Annotated in this window: 19 protein-coding genes; 2 read left to right on the forward strand and 17 right to left on the reverse strand. The window is 59.9% G+C overall.

The window, feature by feature from the left end; genetic code table 11:
* Positions 1–59: 59 nt before the first annotated feature.
* From AC1D35_RS18975 to AC1D35_RS19010, 8 genes are all read right to left on the reverse strand, one after another.
* Positions 60–980, reverse strand: a complete 921-nt coding sequence (locus AC1D35_RS18975) for a LysR family transcriptional regulator (protein ID WP_113307240.1) — start codon at positions 978–980, stop codon at positions 60–62.
* A gap of 44 nt (positions 981–1,024) precedes the next feature.
* Positions 1,025–2,020, reverse strand: a complete 996-nt coding sequence (locus AC1D35_RS18980) for a P1 family peptidase (RefSeq protein ID WP_113307241.1) — start codon at positions 2,018–2,020, stop codon at positions 1,025–1,027.
* A 140-nt stretch (positions 2,021–2,160) separates the two neighbouring features.
* Positions 2,161–2,355: a hypothetical protein gene (locus AC1D35_RS18985; RefSeq protein WP_477939508.1), complete on the reverse strand. Its 195-nt coding sequence runs from the start codon at positions 2,353–2,355 to the stop codon at positions 2,161–2,163.
* A gap of 522 nt (positions 2,356–2,877) precedes the next feature.
* Positions 2,878–5,805: an aminotransferase gene (locus tag AC1D35_RS18990; protein WP_113307242.1), complete on the reverse strand. Its 2,928-nt coding sequence runs from the start codon at positions 5,803–5,805 to the stop codon at positions 2,878–2,880.
* Positions 5,806–5,919: 114 nt separating this feature from the next.
* Positions 5,920–6,804: a formyltetrahydrofolate deformylase gene (gene purU / locus AC1D35_RS18995; RefSeq protein ID WP_113298196.1), complete on the reverse strand. Its 885-nt coding sequence runs from the start codon at positions 6,802–6,804 to the stop codon at positions 5,920–5,922.
* A gap of 213 nt (positions 6,805–7,017) precedes the next feature.
* Entirely contained in the window at positions 7,018–8,034 is a 1,017-nt protein-coding gene (locus AC1D35_RS19000) for an acyltransferase family protein (protein ID WP_477939510.1), read from the reverse strand.
* A gap of 53 nt (positions 8,035–8,087) precedes the next feature.
* On the reverse strand, positions 8,088–9,359 hold the full coding sequence (locus tag AC1D35_RS19005; protein WP_477939512.1) for a hypothetical protein: 1,272 nt from the start codon (positions 9,357–9,359) through the stop codon (positions 8,088–8,090).
* Between the two features lies 1 nt (position 9,360).
* On the reverse strand, positions 9,361–10,416 hold the full coding sequence (locus AC1D35_RS19010) for a glycoside hydrolase family 5 protein (RefSeq protein ID WP_113307245.1): 1,056 nt from the start codon (positions 10,414–10,416) through the stop codon (positions 9,361–9,363).
* 130 nt (positions 10,417–10,546) lie between these two features.
* On the opposite strand from AC1D35_RS19010, the gene AC1D35_RS19015 reads away from it, so the two are divergent.
* Positions 10,547–12,169 (forward strand): GumC family protein, encoded by a 1,623-nt coding sequence (locus AC1D35_RS19015; RefSeq protein WP_113307246.1) that lies wholly within the window; start codon positions 10,547–10,549, stop codon positions 12,167–12,169.
* 68 nt (positions 12,170–12,237) lie between these two features.
* Positions 12,238–12,564: a hypothetical protein gene (locus AC1D35_RS19020; protein ID WP_113307247.1), complete on the forward strand. Its 327-nt coding sequence runs from the start codon at positions 12,238–12,240 to the stop codon at positions 12,562–12,564.
* 54 nt (positions 12,565–12,618) lie between these two features.
* On the opposite strand, the gene AC1D35_RS19025 is transcribed toward AC1D35_RS19020, so the two are convergent.
* The 9 genes from AC1D35_RS19025 to AC1D35_RS19065 form a co-directional block, all read right to left on the reverse strand.
* Positions 12,619–13,311 carry a metallophosphoesterase family protein gene (locus AC1D35_RS19025; protein WP_113298201.1) on the reverse strand — a complete coding sequence of 231 codons (693 nt, stop codon included), beginning with the start codon at positions 13,309–13,311 and terminating at the stop codon, positions 12,619–12,621.
* Positions 13,308–14,285, reverse strand: coding sequence for an ATP-grasp domain-containing protein (locus tag AC1D35_RS19030; protein ID WP_113507343.1), 978 nt, complete (start codon positions 14,283–14,285; stop codon positions 13,308–13,310). Before AC1D35_RS19030 ends, AC1D35_RS19025 begins: the two co-directional genes overlap by 4 nt.
* An 11-nt stretch (positions 14,286–14,296) precedes the next feature.
* Positions 14,297–15,172, reverse strand: a complete 876-nt coding sequence (locus AC1D35_RS19035; protein ID WP_113507344.1) for an NAD-dependent epimerase/dehydratase family protein — start codon at positions 15,170–15,172, stop codon at positions 14,297–14,299.
* Positions 15,169–15,900, reverse strand: coding sequence for a class I SAM-dependent methyltransferase (locus tag AC1D35_RS19040; protein WP_113507345.1), 732 nt, complete (start codon positions 15,898–15,900; stop codon positions 15,169–15,171). The genes AC1D35_RS19035 and AC1D35_RS19040 overlap by 4 nt, the downstream gene beginning before the upstream one ends.
* A gap of 128 nt (positions 15,901–16,028) precedes the next feature.
* Entirely contained in the window at positions 16,029–17,186 is a 1,158-nt protein-coding gene (locus tag AC1D35_RS19045; protein ID WP_113507346.1) for a class I SAM-dependent methyltransferase, read from the reverse strand.
* Positions 17,183–18,043 carry a phytanoyl-CoA dioxygenase family protein gene (locus tag AC1D35_RS19050; protein ID WP_113507347.1) on the reverse strand — a complete coding sequence of 287 codons (861 nt, stop codon included), beginning with the start codon at positions 18,041–18,043 and terminating at the stop codon, positions 17,183–17,185. The genes AC1D35_RS19045 and AC1D35_RS19050 overlap by 4 nt, the downstream gene beginning before the upstream one ends.
* Positions 18,040–18,765, reverse strand: a complete 726-nt coding sequence (locus AC1D35_RS19055; RefSeq protein WP_113507348.1) for a WbqC family protein — start codon at positions 18,763–18,765, stop codon at positions 18,040–18,042. Before AC1D35_RS19055 ends, AC1D35_RS19050 begins: the two co-directional genes overlap by 4 nt.
* A gap of 78 nt (positions 18,766–18,843) precedes the next feature.
* Positions 18,844–19,599 carry a CmcI family methyltransferase gene (locus AC1D35_RS19060; RefSeq protein WP_113507349.1) on the reverse strand — a complete coding sequence of 252 codons (756 nt, stop codon included), beginning with the start codon at positions 19,597–19,599 and terminating at the stop codon, positions 18,844–18,846.
* Between the two features lie 31 nt (positions 19,600–19,630).
* Positions 19,631–20,161 (reverse strand): DegT/DnrJ/EryC1/StrS family aminotransferase (locus tag AC1D35_RS19065; protein WP_477939518.1); only part of this gene is annotated, 531 nt, incomplete at its 5' end.

Genomic DNA, 20,161 nt, shown 5'->3' on the forward strand with positions numbered 1-20,161 from the left:
CTCAGTGTAGCCGAAAAAGCTACACAGCAATTCCTGGCCTAATGCAAGTCCGTGAGGGTCTATGGCTTGCTGTCGGCCTTGCGGTTGGCGCGTTCGCGCATGAAGCGTTCGATAAAATCGAGAAGCTTCGTTGCGGCAAAGGAAAGCTGCCGATCGGGCGCCACGCATAGATCGACATGCGTGCGGATGCCGGTCTTGTCGGCAAGGGGAATGGCGCAGAGCTGTCCAGCCTCGATCTCGCGGCGAACGGTCAGCGCCGGCAGCAGCGTCACCGCCGCGTTGCTCAACACCAGTTCTTTGAGCATCTCGAGCGAACTTGTCACGAAAACCGGATCGAGGCTCAGCCCGTCCTTTTCGAAGAGCGCGTCGAAGGCCTGGCGAAAGCCGAAGGATTGATCGGGCAGAGCCAGCGCATAATCGGCCAATTCCCCAAGGGGAATATCCGGACGCGCCGCCGCCGGATGGCTTGGCGAGGTGATGAGGTCGTAGGTGATCTCCGAGCGCAGCCGCACCTTCGTGCCGGACATCGGTGGCGCAAACAGCGTCACCGCAATATCGGCCTCTGCACTGTTCACGGCTTCGATGGCGGCCCGCGCGCTCGTGATCGTCACGGCAAAGCGCAGCTTGGGATATTTCAGGCTGAATTCGGCCAGCGCAGGTGCAAGCAGATTGGCGACGGTCGCGCCGTTCGCGTAAATGTTGACACGGCCGCGCTGCAGGCCCTTCAGATCTTCGATCAGCTGCTGCACATGGTCGAGTTCGCGCAGCGTGCGACCGGCGCGTGCTGCCAGCAATTCGCCGGCTGCCGTCAGCTTCACGCCGCGGGCGCTGCGTTCCACCAGCGGCGCGCCGAAATGGTATTCGAGATTCTCGATCTGCCGGCTGATTGCGGTCGGGGCGACATTCAGGTTTTCGGCCGCCTGGCGCATGGAGTTGGTTCGCACCAGCTCGTCGAAATACATCAGCGCCCGAATCTGCATTCACCCGTTCTCCGCCCTCAGGCAATTTTATTTAATCTAGGCGATCAGCGCCCGGCCGCATAGCGGTCGCGCCATGCCGGCAGAGCGCCCGGCACCGGAAGTGCCGTCGCCTCGTAGACGCCGCGTGCGATTGCCCGCGCCATGACGATCCCGGCGAGATGACACAGTTCCATCAGGCTTGCCATGTCGTTACGTTTATGTTTGCCGGTGGAAGCCGCAAAAACCGTATCGCCGTCGAGCGGCAGGTGGGCGGGCAGCACCGCACGCGCCAACCCGTCATGAGCGGCGATGGAAAGCCGGTGCGCCTCCGCCTTGATGAGTGACGCGTCGGTGACAACAGCACCGATCGTCGTTGCCGTCGTCTTCACGCCCTTGAGCCGCAGCCGATGATCGATATCCTTGGGTATGCCAAGTCCGCCGAATTCTCCATTCTGCTCGAAGGGTGCGGCCCAGAAATGCGGGCCTTCGCCGATCGTCGCTGAACCGACGGCGTTGACGGCAACGATGGCTGCGATGCGGTGCCCGGAACTGCTGATCGCACTTGCCGAACCGAGCCCGCCCTTGAAGGTCGCGGTCGTGGCACCCGTGCCGGCACCAACAGTGCCGAGATCGAAAGCGCCCTTGCTGGCCGCTTTGACGGCTTCATATCCCATCTCGCGATAAGGTGAATGCACCCCCCAGTCCTTGTCGCCGCCGTTCAGCAGATCCATCAGGATTGCCTGCGGTACGATCGGGATCCGCACCGGGCCGACCTGGAATCCGCGTCCCATCTCCCGCAATCCGGATTGAACGCCGCCTGCCGCGTCGAGACCGAAGGCCGATCCGCCTGACAACACGAAGGCGTCGACGGCATCGACGACCATGGAAGGGTCGAGCAATGCTGTATCGCGCCCGCCCGGCGCGCCACCGAGCACGCTGCCGGAAGCGACTGCCGGTTCATCGAAGACGATGGCCGTGACGCCGGAACCAAGCGAGAGGTCGGTTGCATGGCCGACGGAGACGCCTTCGATATCGGTGAGGAGGTTGAGAAGATCGGACAAGCGCGGGCTCCTGTCTTGAATGGAAGCGCGCCGATAGGAAGTCAAATGCGTTTAAAAGACAAGACTATCCAAAAACAAGACCGGCCCGTTTTGCCGGGCCGGTCGGAAATCCTCTAATAGTATCAAAGCCGCGTTCTGCGTCAGGCATGAAGGGGCTTCGGGTGGCGGCGGGTCATCAGATCGYGAATGGCCAGCTTCACCTCGGCGGGCGAGCTGAAATGCTGCTCGTCGAGGTCATGGACATGGAATTTGACGGCGATGAATTTCAGCCGATCATCATCCGGAATGACGATCCCAACCGGGATGCCTGCATATTCGATAACTTCTTTTTTCATGCGTAGAACTCCTGCCGCGCGGATGCGCAGGCTATGGCGAATTGACTTGTCTGGTACCGTTGAAAGGGGGACGAACGTCACATTCGACAGTTCGGGCGGGAGAGGGCGCCCGGACGGTCATTGCCAAGCACAGATCGCCCAGGCAGTACGGCGAGAATTTCGAAATCAAACATGTCTCGTTCCTTGCGTTGGCGTTGCACTTGCGAGGTCCCGGAAGAGCCCGGGGCCGGTGAAAGACCATCTCTATAATCTACAAACCTAGTAGAGAATAGCGGACGGCGTATAAGAAACATATTCCGAAACGTGTCAAAATCTCGACGATCCGAAAAAATTCATTCCATCACATCTCGATTTGCAGGAACAATTCTATCACGCCTTCGTGCAATCAATGTGACGGTTCGAGACGCCTCGAAATCGCCGAGGCAGACATAGGAAGCCGATTTGATTCGGGCAATGGGGCGTTTCGTTAAAAATCGCAAAGCCTCGAAAAGACCGAATTCTTTAATGGCCGCAATTCCCTGTCTACCAGCCTTCCCGAAGCAGCTTTTCCAGCATGTCGACGAAGAAATCAGCACTTTGTTCGGTTAGGCAAAGTGGCGGTTTTATCTTCAACACGTTCAGGTGATCACCCGTCGGCTGCATGATGACGCCGAGTTCGAGCAGCCGGTTGCAGATCGCCGCCGTCTCCTCGGTCGCCGGCTCCAGCGTCACTCTGTCGCGTACGAATTCGAGGCCGAGATAAAGGCCCATGCCGTGCACGGCGCCGACGATGGGGTAGCTGTCGATGAGTGCCGCCAGCCGCGCCTTGAGATGGTCGCCCACCGCGCGGGCATTGTCCTGCAGACGCTCCTCGGCCATCACGTCGAGAACCGTCATGCCGGCAACGCAACTGACCGGGCTGCCGCCGGCCGAGGAGAAGAAATAGCCTTCCTTCTCCAGTGAAGTGGCGATCTCTTTCGTCGTGATGACGGCGCCGAGCGGGTGGCCGTCGCCCATACCCTTGGCGATGGTGATGATATCGGGCACGACGCCTTGCTGCTCGAAGCCCCAGAAATAATGGCCAAGCCGCCCGTAACCCACCTGCACCTCGTCGGCGATGCAGAGACCGCCGCGCTCCCGGACCTGCCGGTAGACCTCCGTCAGATACCCGTCGGGCAGCGGAATACCGCCGGCATTCCCATAGACCGATTCGGCAATGAAGCCGGCCAGCCCCTCGCCCTTGGCGTCGATGGTCTCCAGCACCGGCATCACGGTGCCGAGATAATCCGCAGTCGATTCCGGCCCGCGGAACTGGCCGCGATAGGTGTTGGGCGAAACGACGGCGTGAACCCAGTCCGGCCGTGTCGTCAACGCCCGCGGATTGTCGGCGATCGAAGTGGAGACGGCGTCGCTTGCCACCGACCAGCCGTGATAGCCCTCCAGCAGGCAGACCATGTTGCGTCGGCCGCTATGCGCCCAGGCAAGCCGCAGCGCCAGATCGTTGGCTTCCGAGCCGCTATTGACGAGGAACACGGCATCCATGCCGTCGGGCGCCAGCGATGCAAGGCTCTCGGAGAATTCCGCGACGGCGGCATAGTGGAAGCGGGAATTGGTGTTCAGCATCAGCCATTGCTGGCCGATCGCTTCCGCCATGCGCGGATGGCCATGGCCGAGGATGGTGACATTGTTGACCATGTCGAGATAGGCGCGACCTTCGATATCGAAGAGATGCTCCTTCCAGCCGCGCTCGATCTGCGGCGGGTGCTCGTAATAATTCTTCTGTGGGCTGGCGAAATGCGCCTGCCGCAGTTCGAGAAGCGCTGCCGTTTCGGGTTTCGGCGCATCGGCGCCCAGCCCGAGGAGCACCGCGGGCGAGGGGCAGAGCGCAGACCACGCCCCGGCTTGTTGCGGTGTCACAAAGAGTGGCGGCTCGAAGCCGGCGATGCTGCAAAGCTGCAGGCGCAATCCGCCGAGCGAGGATGTTTCACCGGAGACTGTGCCGAGCTCCTGGCCGGCTGTAACCTCGCTGCCATCAGCGACCGAGAGCTCGATGCCGTCGATATGCAGCTTCATGTCGGCGCCCGTAAGCACCAGATGCTGGTCGTACCAGGTGATCCGGCCGGCAAAGGGAGCGGCAACGAGGCTGCCCGCCGCAAGGCAGATATCCATGTGCAGGGCATAGATCGCCTGGGCCTTTGCATGGTGCAGGCCAGCGCGGGACAGGCGATATTCGCCGTAACGCGTCGCCGCAGTTCCCGTTTCCACTGCCGCGCGGGCAAGCAACCGCCAGTCCATGTCGGTCGCCAGCCAGTTACCATCAGAAAAATGCGGGCTCTGCACGCCGAGATCGACAAAGGTGATGGATGTGGGATCGATTTCCGGCAGGAGCGGCTGCCAGTCCGACGTATCGGCACCGGCAATATCGAGACCGGCCGCTTTCAGGATTGCCGCTTCCATCAGTTCGAACGGCACGGCCATCGCCGTATCGAAGATGCGCCGTTCGCCCTCCAGATTTCCTCTGACATAGTCGTTGTCAGGATCGATCGTGATCTGCTGCTCACCGCTGGCGACGAGAATGACGGCGCGCGCCACGATGAGCGGCCAGAGTGCCTTCAGCTCTTCCTCCGTCAGCGGGTAGATTGCGTGATAGGCTTTCACCGCCGGCAGGATGTAAAAGGGATCGCCATCGGCCTGATGCAGCAGAGAGGCGCAGGTCACGGCAAGGTCGCCGACCAGCCAGCCGCGGATGATGTCGCCGAAATCGATCACCCCGTCAGGAACGGGTCGTCCATGCGCGTCAGGGCGGCTGACGACATTGTCGCCCGTCACGTCGTGATGAACCGCCTGAAGCCGCAGCGACGGCGCAAGTGGCTGGATGCGGCGCACAGCCATGACCATCGTCTTGGCGATCCTGTCGCGGGCGACACTGTCGGTAATGGATGAAAGCAGTTGCACGGCCACGGGGCCGGCCCGTCGCAGATCCCATTGCAGGCTGCGGTCGAGCCCGGGATGGGTAAAATCGGCAAGTGCCTCAGCCAGCCGTGCGCAGAGCGCGCCGAGTGCTGCGACCGAAGCGGGCGCCAGATAGGACCGGTGCGCCAGGCCTTCTCCTTCGAGATATTCGAGCAGCCGAACCTGATAGTCCTGCTCCCTCACGGTGACCGCAACGATCTCCCGCCCCTCGGTAGAGGCAAGCACATCGGGGACGCGGGGCGCGGCTTCCTTGGTGCGCAGATGACGGATCGCCGCGTTCTGCGCCTCAAGCTCCTCTGTCGCATAGGCGGCATGGCAGATCTTCAGCACATAGCGGCCGTCGTCCGTGTCGAGCCGGTAGTTACGGTCCTGCTGGCTGCCGAGTTCGGAGAGCGTGCCGGAAAGCCCGTAATGGGTGAGCAGAATATCCGCAGCTTCGGAAGCGGTCACATCGGGGCGCGGCAGCGCCATGCGGTCCACAAGCGCTTCCTCGGTCATGGCACCCCTCCGCAGCATGATTCGACTACCTAATAAAAAAGATAATCAAGCACTTGCCGACAGGCAACGGAAGATTTCAGCCGTCCGGATTTGGGTGGAGGCCGGTTGCCCGGCTCAACCCATGCGTTCGGAAGCATAGCTTCCCGGGCTGGCGGGGAAGACAATGGTGCGGTTGCCGTTGAGGAAGACGCGGCGGTGGATATGCGCATGGATGGCGCGCGCCAGCACCTGGCTTTCGACATCGCGGCCGATCGAGACATAGTCGTCGGCGCTCTGCGCATGGGTAATGCGCGCCGTGTCCTGTTCGATGATCGGGCCTTCGTCGAGATCGGCCGTCACATAATGCGCGGTCGCGCCGATCAGCTTCACGCCACGCTCGTAGGCTTGCTTGTAGGGATTGGCACCCTTGAAGCTCGGCAGGAAGGAGTGGTGGATGTTGATGATGCGGCCTGACATCTTCTTGCACATGGCATCGGAGAGAACCTGCATATAGCGGGCAAGCACGATCAGTTCGGTACCGGTCTGCTCGACGATGTCGAGGATCTGGGCTTCGGCATGCGGCTTGTTCTCCTTCGTCACCTTGATGTGGTGGAAGGGAATGTCGTGGTTGACCACAACCTTCTGGTATTCGAAATGGTTGGAGACGACGCCGACGATGTCGATCGGCAGCGCGCCGATCTTCCAGCGGTAGAGCAGGTCGTTGAGACAGTGGCCGAAGCGGGAGACCATCAGAAGCACCTTCAGGCGCTCGCTCCCGTCATGCACTTCCGCGTCCATGCCGAACTTCTCGTAGATCGGTTTGAAGCCTTCGCGGATCTCGGCAAGCGACACACCCTCTTCCGAAATGAAGCTGACGCGCATGAAGAATTTGCCGGTATCGAGGTCGTCGAACTGCGAACTATCGATGATGTTGCAACCCTTTTCGGCGAGATAGGTGGAAATCGCCGCCACGACGCCGCGCGTCGACTTGCAGGTTACCGTCAATACATAGTCCGTCATGTCCTCTTCCCTCTTTGCGGCGCCGGGCCGTGCTTAGTTCAAAGCCGTGGCCGCGAACAGGCCGGCAAGCTTTCATTTCTGCAATAAACTGCAAGCCGAACTTTCACGCCTGCGGCATTTGCTTTCATGGCCGCAAGCTTATGACAGGCTATGCAGGATTCCGTTCTGCCTGCGCCGTCGGAAAGCCCGTCCTCGCCTTTTGATGTGTTGAAGTCAGGTGGCCGGTCGGCTGGCAACCCGGACTTTTCGGCGCGGCGTGGTGATTTCATGAATAACTGCTCCCAGAACAGAAGAGAGCACAAGGCAAAGGATCACGAAGAAAACGGGCTGCTGAAGCGCGCCGATGGGGAAATGATTGGCGATGATGCGCAGGAACGCCAGCGTGAACGCGTGTGTGATGTAGATCGCGTAGGAGGCATCACCGAGATAGTTCAGCCAGCCGACAGTTGGCAGTTTCGAAAAGTCGATGGAAACAGCGCTGTAGACGATGAAGATCGCCGGTATGCCCCAGCCGTAATAGCGGTTCTCGGGCCGCACCAGATCCTCGTTGATGAACAGGAAGGCAAAGCCGACGGCCAGCAGGACCCATGCCCAGCGCTGCGGCAACAGGATTTTCTGGCCATAGAGCCAGCCAAGCACCGCACCGGCCAGAAATTCCAGGATGATGGGTTCGCCGTAGAATGTCGTGGCCGTCGTTTCCGGCAGCAGATGGCAGACGATCAGGATGGCTAGAAAGGCGCCGAACAGGGCAGGCAGTCGATAATCCTCGCGCAGCGGCAGCAGCAAGGCGAAGACGAAATAGAAAAACATCTCATAGTTCAGTGTCCAGCCAGGAACGACAACAGGCGCGATCATCGTCGGATCGACCGGGTTGATCCACGGCAGGAAGAGCAGCGATGCCATGAGATGCGGCAGGTCGAAGGCGGTCGACTTCAGAAGTGATGGGGCGATGAGCGCCACGGTCGCTGAGAAAAGCGTCGCCAGCCAGTAGAGCGGCACGATCCGCTTGATGCGTTTGCGGGCGAAGTCGGCCGGCGTCATGGAGCGTCCGCTCGTCGTCAACCACATCACGAAGCCGCTGAGCACGAAGAAGATATCGACACCCGTTTCGCCATAGATGAACGAGGTCGCGTCGATGGCGGGATTGACCTTGGCAAGCTGCAGGATCGCGTGAAAATAGACGACCATAAGCGCCGCGATAGCGCGCAGATATTGCAGCTGGACAAGCATCTGATGTCTTGCTCCCACAGGCTCCGCGGATTGCCCCTCGGCAGGCCGCTTCGTCAACTCAGTACATTTGCCGGACGATCCTGCCGGATGCGTGGCGTGTCGCGGAAACGCATGTACCCGACGACAAGCCAGAGAAGGCCGGCGATCTTCATCGAGAAGATTGCCGTCCCGCCGATCATCATATTCAGAAAAATGAAAAGAGAAAGTGAATGGGCGCAGCGCCGTTGGGCCGGGCTCGTGCCCCCCGGGAACAGGCAGACGAAAAGCCAGAAGGCGATGACGCCGAAGACCGTTGCGCCATAGACGAGATAGACATAGCCGCTATCGGCGAATTGGGCGACCTTGTCGACCGAAAGTCCGAGGACCGCCAGCGGATCGAGATCCATCAGTTTCTTCATCGTCAGATTGATGCGCCCGGTGAAATTGTCGCCGATCGCGTTGGGGTCCTTCATGTAGACAAGGAAGCCGGCACAAACGATGAGCGGCATCAGTGCCAGGTTGACGGCTTTGGGGATTTTCGGAAAGACGAAATAGCCGCCGATACAGCAGATGCACAAGATCAGCATCGTGCGCGTGTCGTTGGTCGTCAGGATCAGGACTGCTGTCGCAACAGCCAGCGCCCGGTCAGTCCTCGTCAGCCGATCCCACATCGAAATCAGGTAGATCGCGATCACGCCGCAGAAATTGGCAAGCGACACCTGTTCGAGGAAGATCGACGAGGAACGATGGTCGATAAGGCCGAAGGAGAAACGACCCTCGAAGCCGAGTGYGTTCTGAAACAGGCCGGTTTTATTGTAGCTGAGCGGCAACAGTCCGCGCGTATTGGCGAAATAGTCCGAGGGATGCACGATACTGACATAGAATGGCACGCTGATGATCTCGAAGATCAGGAAAAGCAGCACCATGGCGCAGGCCACACGGAAGACCAGCTTCAGCGTCCGTTCGTTGCACCAGCCTCCAAGCCCGGTGAAGCAGAAAATGATCAGCACGTTGCGGAAATGGTCGATAAAGGCCATGCGGTTGAGCACGCTGACATAGATCGTCACGATCAGCGTGAAAAGCATGAAGAGGAAAGCCGGAAGATCCTCCTCGTAAATGCCCTTGTGCAGGATATAGAGGATCGCGCTTGCCATGATCAGGCCTTCGCTGGCAGCCACATGAGTCATCGAAAGCGGCATGATGTTGTGGTTTATGAAAGCCAGGATGCCGTTGTAGAGGACTGAAAGCAGCCCGAGTATCAGGATCGGGTAATCGAGACGTGAAGCGGTGCTGGCCGCGCCGGCCGCCCTTTCAAACCTCGCACTGGTTTCTCCGATTGCCGTCATGTCACTTCCCCGCGGGTTTGACGGCGGCACAGACGGGGGCGTGTTTCTCCACCATCTGCTCGAGAAGGCGCATCTGCGGACGCTCCGGCGCATCGCGCGGCTGCACGTTGAAAGGTTCTGTCGCCGGCCACCATTCGCCTGCTGCCCAATAGGAGAAGCCGAACCAGACGTCGCTGTTGTCGGACACGGTGGTGAGCATCGTCTTCAGCCCGTCGAGGCAATCCGCATTCGCCGAAGCACCGAATTCACCGAGAAAGCCACGCTTGCCGTTCTTCTTCAGCCAGGCGGTCACATTGGTGACGGCATCGGTCGCGGCCTTTGAACCCTCGCATGTATCGTGCGTTCCGGAAGAATCCACATCGAGATACTGGTGGAATTCATAGGCATAAAAATCGAGCGGATCGCGCACGCCGAGCATGACGGTTCCATTCGCGCCGCCGATCACATCGCTTTCCCAGCTTGCCGCCCCGCTCCAGGCCGTGCCCGGAACGAGGATGAGATTGCGGGCGCCGACCGCCCGAATGCTGCGGATTGCGGCATTGGCGGCTTTCAGCCAGTCGGTTGCGGGAATGTCGTGCGGCTCATTCATCAGTCCGAAGAGCACGCCATCCTGATTGGCAAACTCGACGGAAAGCCGCGCCCAGAAATCGGCAAAAGCCGTATTCGTCGCCGGCGGCTTGCCGACCTGTTCCTTGTCGTAATAGCCGAAATTGTGCGGATCGAGCAGCACGCTCATCTTGTGCTTGCGAACCAGTGCCACAGTATCTTTCAGCCGCTGCAGTTCGTCATCGTCAAGCCGTGCGCCAAGTGTCGGCTGCAGGCGCTCCCAGCGGAAGGGCAGACGGATGATCGTCATGCCCTTCTTGGCAAAATAACCTATCGTTTCTTCCGTCGGGTAGGTGTAGTTCGTGCCGTAGACGCCGCCGCGCTCGCCATACTCGCCGCCGGAAAGATTGACGCCGTAGTAGCAGAGCGGCCCGCTCGTCGCATGGACGGTAGACGAAATGGTCATGACGGCGGCAAGCAGCAGCCTCTGCAGCAGTCTTTTCCGTCTCATGGGCCATCCTCGTGGGTCGCGGCAGGTCGCCACGTGGCTTCGATGCCGGTATCTTAACGGTCCGTTAGCTAAGAATTTCTAAAGTCGCTCTGTCTCGGCCACGCTTTCTCGCCGGGCGGATGCGGTGTGTATGAACCAGTATGACAGGAACAGGGTAAGCCGCCTGCCTGCCTGGCGCAGTTTTGAGTCGTCTCAGCCTGCGCCTGAAGGAACCCGTGCGCGCAGCCCGATCATCCGGCCGACCGATTTCGTTCCGCCGCCGCCGCCCGAACCCGAGCCGCTCCCTGCTCGTCCGGTAGTATCGGAACGCCACGCTTCCGAGCCGGCGCCCGCGCCTTCGTCTCGCGCTATTCTCCCGGTCAGAGAAACGCCCGAACCCCCAGCCGAAGGGGCGTCAGTCGTTGCCGGACCACTTCTCGATATCAGATCCGCCGTTGGCGCCGTCTGGAGCAGGCGCCTGATCGTTGCCTGCCTTTGTTTGCTCGGTGCTGCCGCCGGCGCGGTAATCGCGCCCCGCATTCAACAGAAATTCACAGCAGTTGCCGCCCTCTATTTCGATCCGCGCCAGATCGGTCTTGCCGATAGCGGTTCGCAGAATTCGACCGTGTCGCCGGAAATGGTTTCGACGCTGATCGACAGCCAGGTCCAGATACTGACCTCAGGCAATGTGCTGCGCCGCGTAGCCAACGCCCTGAAACTCGATCAGGACCCGGAATTCACTGGCGGCAGGACGGATGACGCCGCCGTTATCGGCGCCCTTCAGAAAGCTCTGCTGATAACGCGTGAGAACAACACCTACGTCGTCTCGCTTGCGGCGACGACCCACGATCCGGAAAAGTCGGCAAAGCTCGCAAACCAGGTCGTCACCTCCTTCATGCAGGAGGAAAGCAGTGCATCGACCGGCATCTACGAGACCACGTCGTCGACACTCGACGGCCGCCTCGACGATCTGCGCCAGAAAGTGCAACAGGCGGAGCAGGCAGTGGAGACCTTCCGCGCAGACAACGACATGGCGGCGACCGAGGGCAATCTGATCTCCGACCAGCGCCTTTCATCCTTGAATACGCTGCTCGTCAACTCCCAGGAAAAGACCATTCAGGCCAAGGCCCGCGCCGATGCCGCCGCAAATCTGCGGGTCGAGGATGTCGTCGCCGGCAGCCAGGCGGATGGCGCCACGGGCACATCGCCGCTCGTCAGCCTGCGCCAGCAATATTCCGCGCAGGCGGCCGTTGTCGGCAGCCTGCAGAGCCAGATGGGTGCCCGCCACCCGCGCCTTCAGGCCGCCCGCTCTTCGCTCGGCAGTATTGGGGCGGAAATCAAGGACGAGTTGCAGCGGGTCGCGACCTCGGCAAGGGCCGACTATGAACAGGCCAAGAAGGCCGAAGACGATATCGCCAAGGAACTGGCGATCCAGAAGGCTCTTCAGGCTACGACGTCGGACAAGCAGGTGCAGCTGAACGAGCTGCAGCGCAAGGCGACCGCCGCCCGTGAACTTTACGAGGCAGTGCTCAAACGCTCCGGTGAGACCAGCGAACAGCAGAACCTCAACCAGAGCAATATCCGCGTCGTCTCCCCTGCCGAAGTTCCGGTCAAGGCGGATGGACCGAGCAAGAAAATCATCATCGTCGCGGGCATCATCGGCGGCCTGCTCGCCGGCTTTGCTGTCGGTGCCGGTTTTGCGATCCTCGCCGGCCTCTTCTCTCATCCCGTCATCAGAGGTTATTTCCGCAAGCCCACCCGCGCTTCCGCTTGATGGCGGCCTCCAATCTTCCTACATCCTGAAAGTGGGCATCGAACGGAAGATGCGTGAAAGAGGTTGTCATGCGGTTGGTTGCCGTTCTCCTGCTGTCGCTTGTTGCCGGCACTTCGGCCGCGCCCGCCTTTGCCATCGACTGGCAGAATTCCGGCAGGCAGGCCGTGCAGCCGCTTTACCCCTACAAGGATCTTCCGGGCGTGAAGGCCCAGCCGGACAAGAAGGTGGAAGAGTCCTACGCCTGCCACACCGAAACCGTGCAGATCCGCCGCCGCCACGACGAGATCTTCCGCTCCGGCGGCATGCCGACCCTGATGTATGTCTGCGAGCGGGACGGTGTGATTTCCATGGACAGCCGCGTGCCGCTGCGCGGCCATTATCAGCCGGTGCGGTAAAAGCCGGAAGCGGATACTGCTGACGGACCTAACCTGAAGTTATCTATCCAGCCGTCAGACAGCCGCTAGCGAGATCTTGTCGATCCGGCCACCGATCTGGGCTCCGATATAGAGGTTCTCGTAGCATTTCGCCGGAAAACCTGTCTGCCGCATATGAAATGCCGTCCGGTCGATGTCGTAATCGACCCGGTGCAGATCGATGACATCACCAGCGAGCGTGGCGAAGGCCGCACGCGGGTCGCCGTCGCGCGGTTGTCCGACAGCGCCCGGATTGCAGAAGCGCTTCCCGCCCAGTTTCAGCAAAGCCTGGACATGGGTGTGGCCCGCAAAGAGGATCGATGCGTCGTCCGGAAGATCAGCGGGTCCGATCTGATAGAGATATTGGTCGATAGGGTCCCGCATGCCGCCGTGGTAGAAATGGATCGGACCGTCGGCAATGAAACTCTTCGAAGTCGCCAGCCAGGAGACCTGCTCCGGCGAAATAATCGTTCTCTGATAATCGGTGATATCCGAAACCAGTTTCGAACGCGGGCATCCCTCGCCGCTGACGATGTAGTGGTCGTGGTTTCCCAGAATATTGACGATCCCGCGGGCACGCAGCAGATCGATACATTCGCCCGGCTGAGCGTAGTAACCCACGACATCGCCGAGCGATATGATCCGGCGGCAGCCGAGCGCATCGATGCGCTCCAGTACGGCCTCGAGGGCCGGCAGGTTACCGTGAATATCTGAAATGATCGCGATCATGTCACCACATAATCTTCATAGTAGCGCCAGCCGCGGCCCGGGCGGACCTCCGGTGCTGCGGGCCGCTTGGCCCAAAGAAAGAGCTCTACGGCCATGAGGGCTTCGTTGTAGCCGAAGGCGGCGCGCAAGGACGTACTGCTGGAGAACCGAGGATTGATTTCGAGAAGATAAGGGATCTCGCCATCCATGCGGAATTGATAGTTTGTCGGTCCCAATGGCTTGAAAAGACCGGCGATCGTCTCGACCGCCTTGGCCAGCACCGGATGCTCGACGACTTCGGCATATTGCGTATTGCCGGCGACGGACAGCTTGCGACGGAAGATGATCGGCGGCAGACTGGTGCCGTCGCCGAAGCCGAAGGCGCCGACGGTAAATTCAGTGTCGTCGCTGCCGATGAATTTCTGGATGAGAAAATCGTCGGTGCTTTTCCGGCTCCAATAGGCAAAGTCATGCTCGTCCCGAAGAACGGCGATGCCGCGCGATCCGTTTCCGCGCCGCGGTTTCAAAAGTAAAGGGGGCGCGCCAAGGCGATCGATCGCATCGTGCCAGTCTGCAGCAAGGCAACCAGGTATGGCCGGCAGGCCCAGGCGTTGCAGCGCTTCGCCGAAATTCCATTTGTCCTGCGCAAGTTCGATCAGATCGGGATTGTTCAGGATGACTCGAGCGTCTGTCCCTTGGGTAAGAGCCCGATTTCGGTTGAAGAACAGCACGTCCGACTCCAGCCCTGGAAATACCAGATCGACGTTTTCCCGGATCAGGAGATTTTTCCAGAAGTCGAAATAGTCGGGGCTTTCTTCGCTGCATGGCGGCTTGGCGAAGAAGTCGTCGCACCAGTAGCGACCGATACCGTGCGCATCCCGATCGACGCCGATGACCCGGACAGAGAGCCCGGATTTCCGGAGGGAGCTGGCAATTCCTTGCCCGATGATGGCGCCGACCGCAGTCACGACGACGGTGATGGGAGTTGTCTTCATGCCTGCTGCCGTCACACTAGATCCATGGGGCCGAAGGCTTTCGCGGTCCCCGCATTCCGTATCATCTCAATGCCGTCTTTCATCGTGATCGAGGGCAACAAGTTCAGCTGGCTGAAAGCCTGTGCTCCATCGGGAAAGTTTATCTTACGGAACGGCGCTTTTTCCGGCGCGTCGATGACATTGCCGCCCAGACCGAACGTGTCGTAGGCGACCGCGGCGATTTCATCTGAGGTCATCGCTTCCGGATGGGAGATATTCAATATGCCCCTAACCTCTGTATGAGCGGCGCGGATCATCAGATCGGCGGCATCCCTGACGTGAAGGAAGTTTCGGATACCGAGCGAGTGGGGCATGCGGATATTTTGCCCGCGCGAGGCGTAGGCGATGATCCGACCGAACCAAGCCTGGTGGCTGCAGCAGCGTCCCTCTGTGTCGTAGATCTGCGGAAAACGCAGGCTGCAATACCGAAACCCATGTTTTTGCGCCGCCCAGGCAAGGACTTGTTCCGCGAGACCCTTGGTCAGACCATAGGATGTAAAATTGCCTGGATCCAAGGTCTCGTCGGAAGAGGCTGAGCCTGCATAAACAAGAACGCTGGCGCCGAGTTCCTTGACCAGCTGAGCGACATCAACAGCGCTGGCAGTATTGACGTCGAAATTCTGCCTGCGCCCCTTGTCACCGTCGTCTGCAAAACTCGCCGCGGAATGAAAGACGATATCGGCGGAGAGTCCTTCCGACACGTTGCCAGCGGAGACGCCGAGATCAAGGAAGATATCGTCCGCTGTCGATCGTCCCGCTGTCAATGTCTTGATATCGAGCGCCCGCAGCCGCTCGATAATCTGGCTTCCCAGCATCGACCGAGGACCGATGACGAGGGCTGTCGTCATGCCGCTTCGGCTTCCATCAACAAAGCAACACAAAGATCGGGAAATTCAATACCGACGCGCAGCATGGCTTCGAGATTCTCCTGGAAATCCGGCAGCGTCTTTAGAACTCCGAGCGGAAGCGGCTTGAGATAGATCCCTTCCTGGTAGGTCATCGAATATCCGTGACGTTCCAGCTCTTGCTGGAACGTATCGCGGCAATATTGCCGACGGTGCCCAAGTGCCAGATCGTTCGCATTCAGGCTGTAGATGTCGTCGATCTTGCCGAGTTCGACTCCGAGCCTACGGTTCATCGATTTTGCGTTCGGAACTGCTGCAAAGAGCTTGCCGCCCGGCTTCAGGAACTTTCTGAACCGATCAAGAACCAGGCCCGGATCTTCGACATGTTCGAGAACAAAGCCCATGACGATAACGTCGAAGCGTTCTTCCGTATCGAAGTCCTCGAAGTAGGAGAAGACGACCTCACCGGAGAAGTCAGGGCTCTTCTCGTTGAAGAGATCGATGACGACCTGCGAACCTTCGATGATGACGTGGCGGTCGCAGGCGGCGTTGAAGATGCTTGGCGTATATCCATGGCCGATGCCCAGTTCCAGCAGCGAACCGCAATGGCCGAAGCGATTGATGATCCGCTCGGGGTACCAGTTGAGGATGAGATCGTTCTCGATCGCCGTTGCACCGTTCGGGCGATATTCTGAGGTTACCGCATCGAGGTTTATGGCTGCTGCTGTCATTATACAAATTCCTTCGAGTCGATGGTTCCCGAATGTACCGATATGGTCCTTCCGGTTCCGCAGTTGGCGACGATCGTTCGGCTCATGGCCTTTTGATAAGGCATCAGGCTTGCTGGTAGCTGTGCATTCTAGCTGTCGATCCAGACGAGGCTCAGTCCGGGGCGATGCAGACTGGGCTGCTGCGCAATGGCTGCCCTTGCCTTGAGGGGATTGAGTCCGACAAAAACCACGTCGACCTCGTCTGCGAGGGCTGCGGGCGCAATAACCGGCTTTCCGAAATGGCTGGTACCCTGCAGGTTGGGATTCTGATCGAGGAAGACGCTGAGATCGACATCGCTTTCCACCCGGCTGCAGATCCAGCTTCCATAAAAGCCGGAGCCGTAAATTGCTGCGCGGCGACCGGCAAATTCCGTCGCTGCCTCGTCGAGCCGGATGGCAGCTTGCTTCCAGAAAGAACAAATCTCCCTGGCTTTTTCTGTTGCCGTGGCGATCTCGGCTCTGTCCACGTTCAGGCGAACAGAATCGTCTGCACGTTTCGCAATGACGAAGAATGCGCCCGGAAAAACCTCCGTGTCGATCGTATCGACACGGAAGCCGGCCAGGCTGAAGGCCCGCTTCAATGATGGGATGCTGAAATGGTTGAGGTGATCGGCAACCGCCATGTCGCCGGGGTTGGCAGCGACGTCGGGCATGGACAGGAGAAGACGCCCTTCGGGGGCGAGGAGATCATGCAGGGCCTTCAGAAAGACGACCGGCTCGGGCACATGTTCGATGACGAAATGGCTCATAATCGCCTGGAAGCGACCGGCCCATTCGGCCGGTATCGTATAGGATGCTTGATTTTCCGGCGCGACCCATCCCTGCCATGCAGACTTGTAGTCGGCGCTGACGTCGAAGACGTGCGGCCGAAGATCCGGTCTTGCCTTGTGCATCTTGCGCAAGGTCGTCGATTTCGCCGCGCCGTAGTCGAGGATCTCGGCGCCCTGCGGCAGGTCGAGCAGGCGCAGGCTCACCGCTGCCTGATGGTCGGTGCGGTAGATCGGCTGATTGTCTGCGCCGATCGCGAAAATCTGGTCGTGATCGTCCGACGCCATCGATATCTGGTAGGACGTATCGTAGAAGGCCTCGATATCGGGCAGATCGCCGGATTGCGCATGCCCGCATTCATCGCAAACGAAGGCGAGCGTCGGAATATCGACGAACGCCATGGTCGTTGTGAGCGCCGGCGCCGAAGCCTCGTACGAGGCTTCGGCGATATGCGACCCGCAGACGCGGCACGCTGTCATATGGTGTTCTCCCCATCGGTCACCAGTTCCGGCAGGATTTTGCTGAAATCGACGCCAGCGGCGAAAGAACCGCACCAGCCGATGCGAACGCCGAGCGGTTCGGCAAAATTGAAATACCGGAACTGAATGCTCCACCGCGGCGTCTTCGAAACGTTATGGCCACCCTGATGCATCGTCAGGAAGTCCATCAGAATGAGGTCGCCCGGTTCGGGGAGCGGTGCGACGACGTCATATTTTGCCAGCCGTTCGTCGACCCGGTCCATGAAAAGCGCGTAGGCGCCGGTCTTTCCGAGGCCCGCGTCATCGCGATAGACGGGGATCAGCCCCTCGGCATGGGAACCTTCGGCGATCTGTACCGGACCCATGTCCACCGTTACCGGCAACAGCGGCGTCCAGAAGACAATACCGTCGAGGCTTCGCAGCTGGCCCGGAAATTCCTGATGCCATTGCGCGCGGAATTTCTCTTCGCCGGGGTTGTCGATGCGGATGCCGTAACCGCCGGCAGCGATGCCGGGAACGGAATCGGGCCGCAATTTTTCGAAGACCGCCGTATTCTTCGCCTTGGTGACGAGCTGCATGAAGGCCGGAATCTGCTTCACCGCATCATAGACTTCGCCGCCCCACGAACGGTTCTGCGCGATCAGCTTCGGATAGGCGATCGTCATGGCCTCGAGCGTGGTTCCGGTCGGAGCATCGACGCCGTACTTCCTGCAGAGGGCTTCGATGATCTTGCGGATACCTTCCTGGATAGGCGCGATATCGGTCGCCGGATCGTAGAAACCGCGGATGACGAGATAGCCTTTGCTGTCGAATTCAGCGCGCAGGTTGTCTTTGAACGTTGGGATTGCGTCGGTCATGATGTTACCGTTTCCTCCTTCAGGAAGTCTTGCCACGCCACGGTGGTCGGGATGAGACAGTGACGTGCCTCCGGACCCCTTCGGGCGATGAGATCGAGTACTGAAACATAAGGGGTGAACGAGCCTCCGGGCTGCGGCCAGGGGGTGCGGCTGTAGTCCATGTAGTCCACCTGCACGCCGGCTCGTTCAAAGGCCTTGTGATCCATATAATTCGCCGCGCCATGGCCCGTGAGATAGCGGGTGCCGCCGGCCTTTAGAACGATGTCGAGCACGCGCTGCCAGGAAGTGCCCTCGACGCCCATATTGCTGGTTCTTTCGACCGTCCGGTTCGCACCGATGCCGAGATACCGGGCTGGCTCCTCGATGCTGGCGATCAGCAGCTCCGGCAGGGAGGAATGGCTGTAGACGCTGTCGAAGATCGAAAGAGCATCGTCGATGAAGGGTGCGCCAAGCAGCGACTGACGCAGCAGCGCGCGATGGCTCGCCTTCCAGTCCTCGCCTGCCGCTGCGAGCTCGGAGATCTTCTGGAAGCTGCCTTTGCCGGCAAGCGGGATCGTCATCCAGCAGCGATCGTTGCCGCGCAGAAGCTGGATGCGGTTGGTGAAGCTGCCTTTCGAAAACTGCGTATCGTCGAGATAGACATAGCTGTCGGCGATCATGAGCTGTTCGAAGAAGCCCGGCCAGGGAAACAGCATCGGTTGCGTAATGACGACGGCAGTCATGTTACACGTTCTCCAGTCGCGGCTCAGGTCGCATCACGTCGCGCGTCATGCCACCAGCCACACGGCGGTGGCGCTCCGTCATTTGCCGACGCACTTGAGATATCCTCCCGGCGAGCTGGACAGTACCAGCTTGCCGTTCAGGGCTTCGTCGGTCTCGAAACGATCGGTCTCCTCGAGATACATGTTGAGCGCCGTATAGGGCTCATCACCCGGATGCCAGATTTTCGAGCGTCTGTTCGGCGTCAGCGCCGTATCTTTTCCATAGCCGAGCAGAGTATCGGCAACGACGATATACTGGCCCTCGGTAACTAGCGGGCCGTAGCAGCGCAGTTCGTCGAGAACGTGGTCGCGGCTGTGATCGCTGTCGAGCACGACCATGACCGAAGCGCCGGCCGGAATTTCCGCTTTGACCTTGGCAAGCGTCTCCGCTGTCGTCGAAGGGCCCTCGATGAGTGTGATCAGCGGCGAGAGCGGGTGGTTTTCGATGGAATCGCGGTTGTGGGCGCGGATATCGATGTCGACGCCGATCACCTTGCCCTTGCCGATGACCTTCAGCAGCGAGGCCATGAAGATCATCGAGCCGCCGCGCGCTACACCCGTTTCGATGATGACGTCGGGTTTGGTGTTCCAGACCACTTCCTGGGTGGCAATCACGTCGGCCGGCATCTGAATGATCGGCACGCCCATCCAGGACCAGAGATAGGCATAGTCATACTTGTCGAGCGTCAGCAGCGTATTCAGCGACTGCTGGAAGGCATCTTCGTCATTGCCGAGCGCAAGCGACATTTCGCGCTTGCGGGCTTCGAATTCGAGGCGATCGTCCTTGGTGGTCATAAGTCTCTGAAACCTTCTGTATATTCTGCGCTCAGGCCGACTGACGGAGGTGAACGGCGCTGTTGTCCTGATGGCTGCGGACGACCGAGATCAGCGTTTCTGCCACGCGGTCGATATCGGCCTCGCTCATATCGTGGTAGCTCGGCAGATTGATCGCTCGCTCCGGAATGCTCCAGGCGTTGATGTTGGCCGGCTTTTTTCCGAACATCGAAAGGCTGGAAAGCGGGTGGAAGAAGACGCGCGCATCGATACTTGCGGCTTCGAAGGCCTGCTGCAGCACTTCGCGCGTGATGCCGGTAGCAGGGTGGAAGACGGCCGTCGGCATCCAGGCGCCATTGATCGTGCCGGTATATTCAGGGTTCATGCTGATGCCGTTCAGTGTGGAGAGGCGCACCATATAGGCTGCCAGGATCTCTCGCTTGCGGGAGACGAGCTCCTCGATGCGCTCCAGCTGGGCGCAGCCGATTGCCGCCTGGATGTTCGACATCTTGTATTTGAAGCCGACTGCATCCGGCCAGAACTGTTTCTTCTGGCTGCGGGCACGGCCGTGGTTGCTGAGCGT

The sequence above is a fragment of the Rhizobium sp. P1_E6 genome, assembly GCF_056405875.1.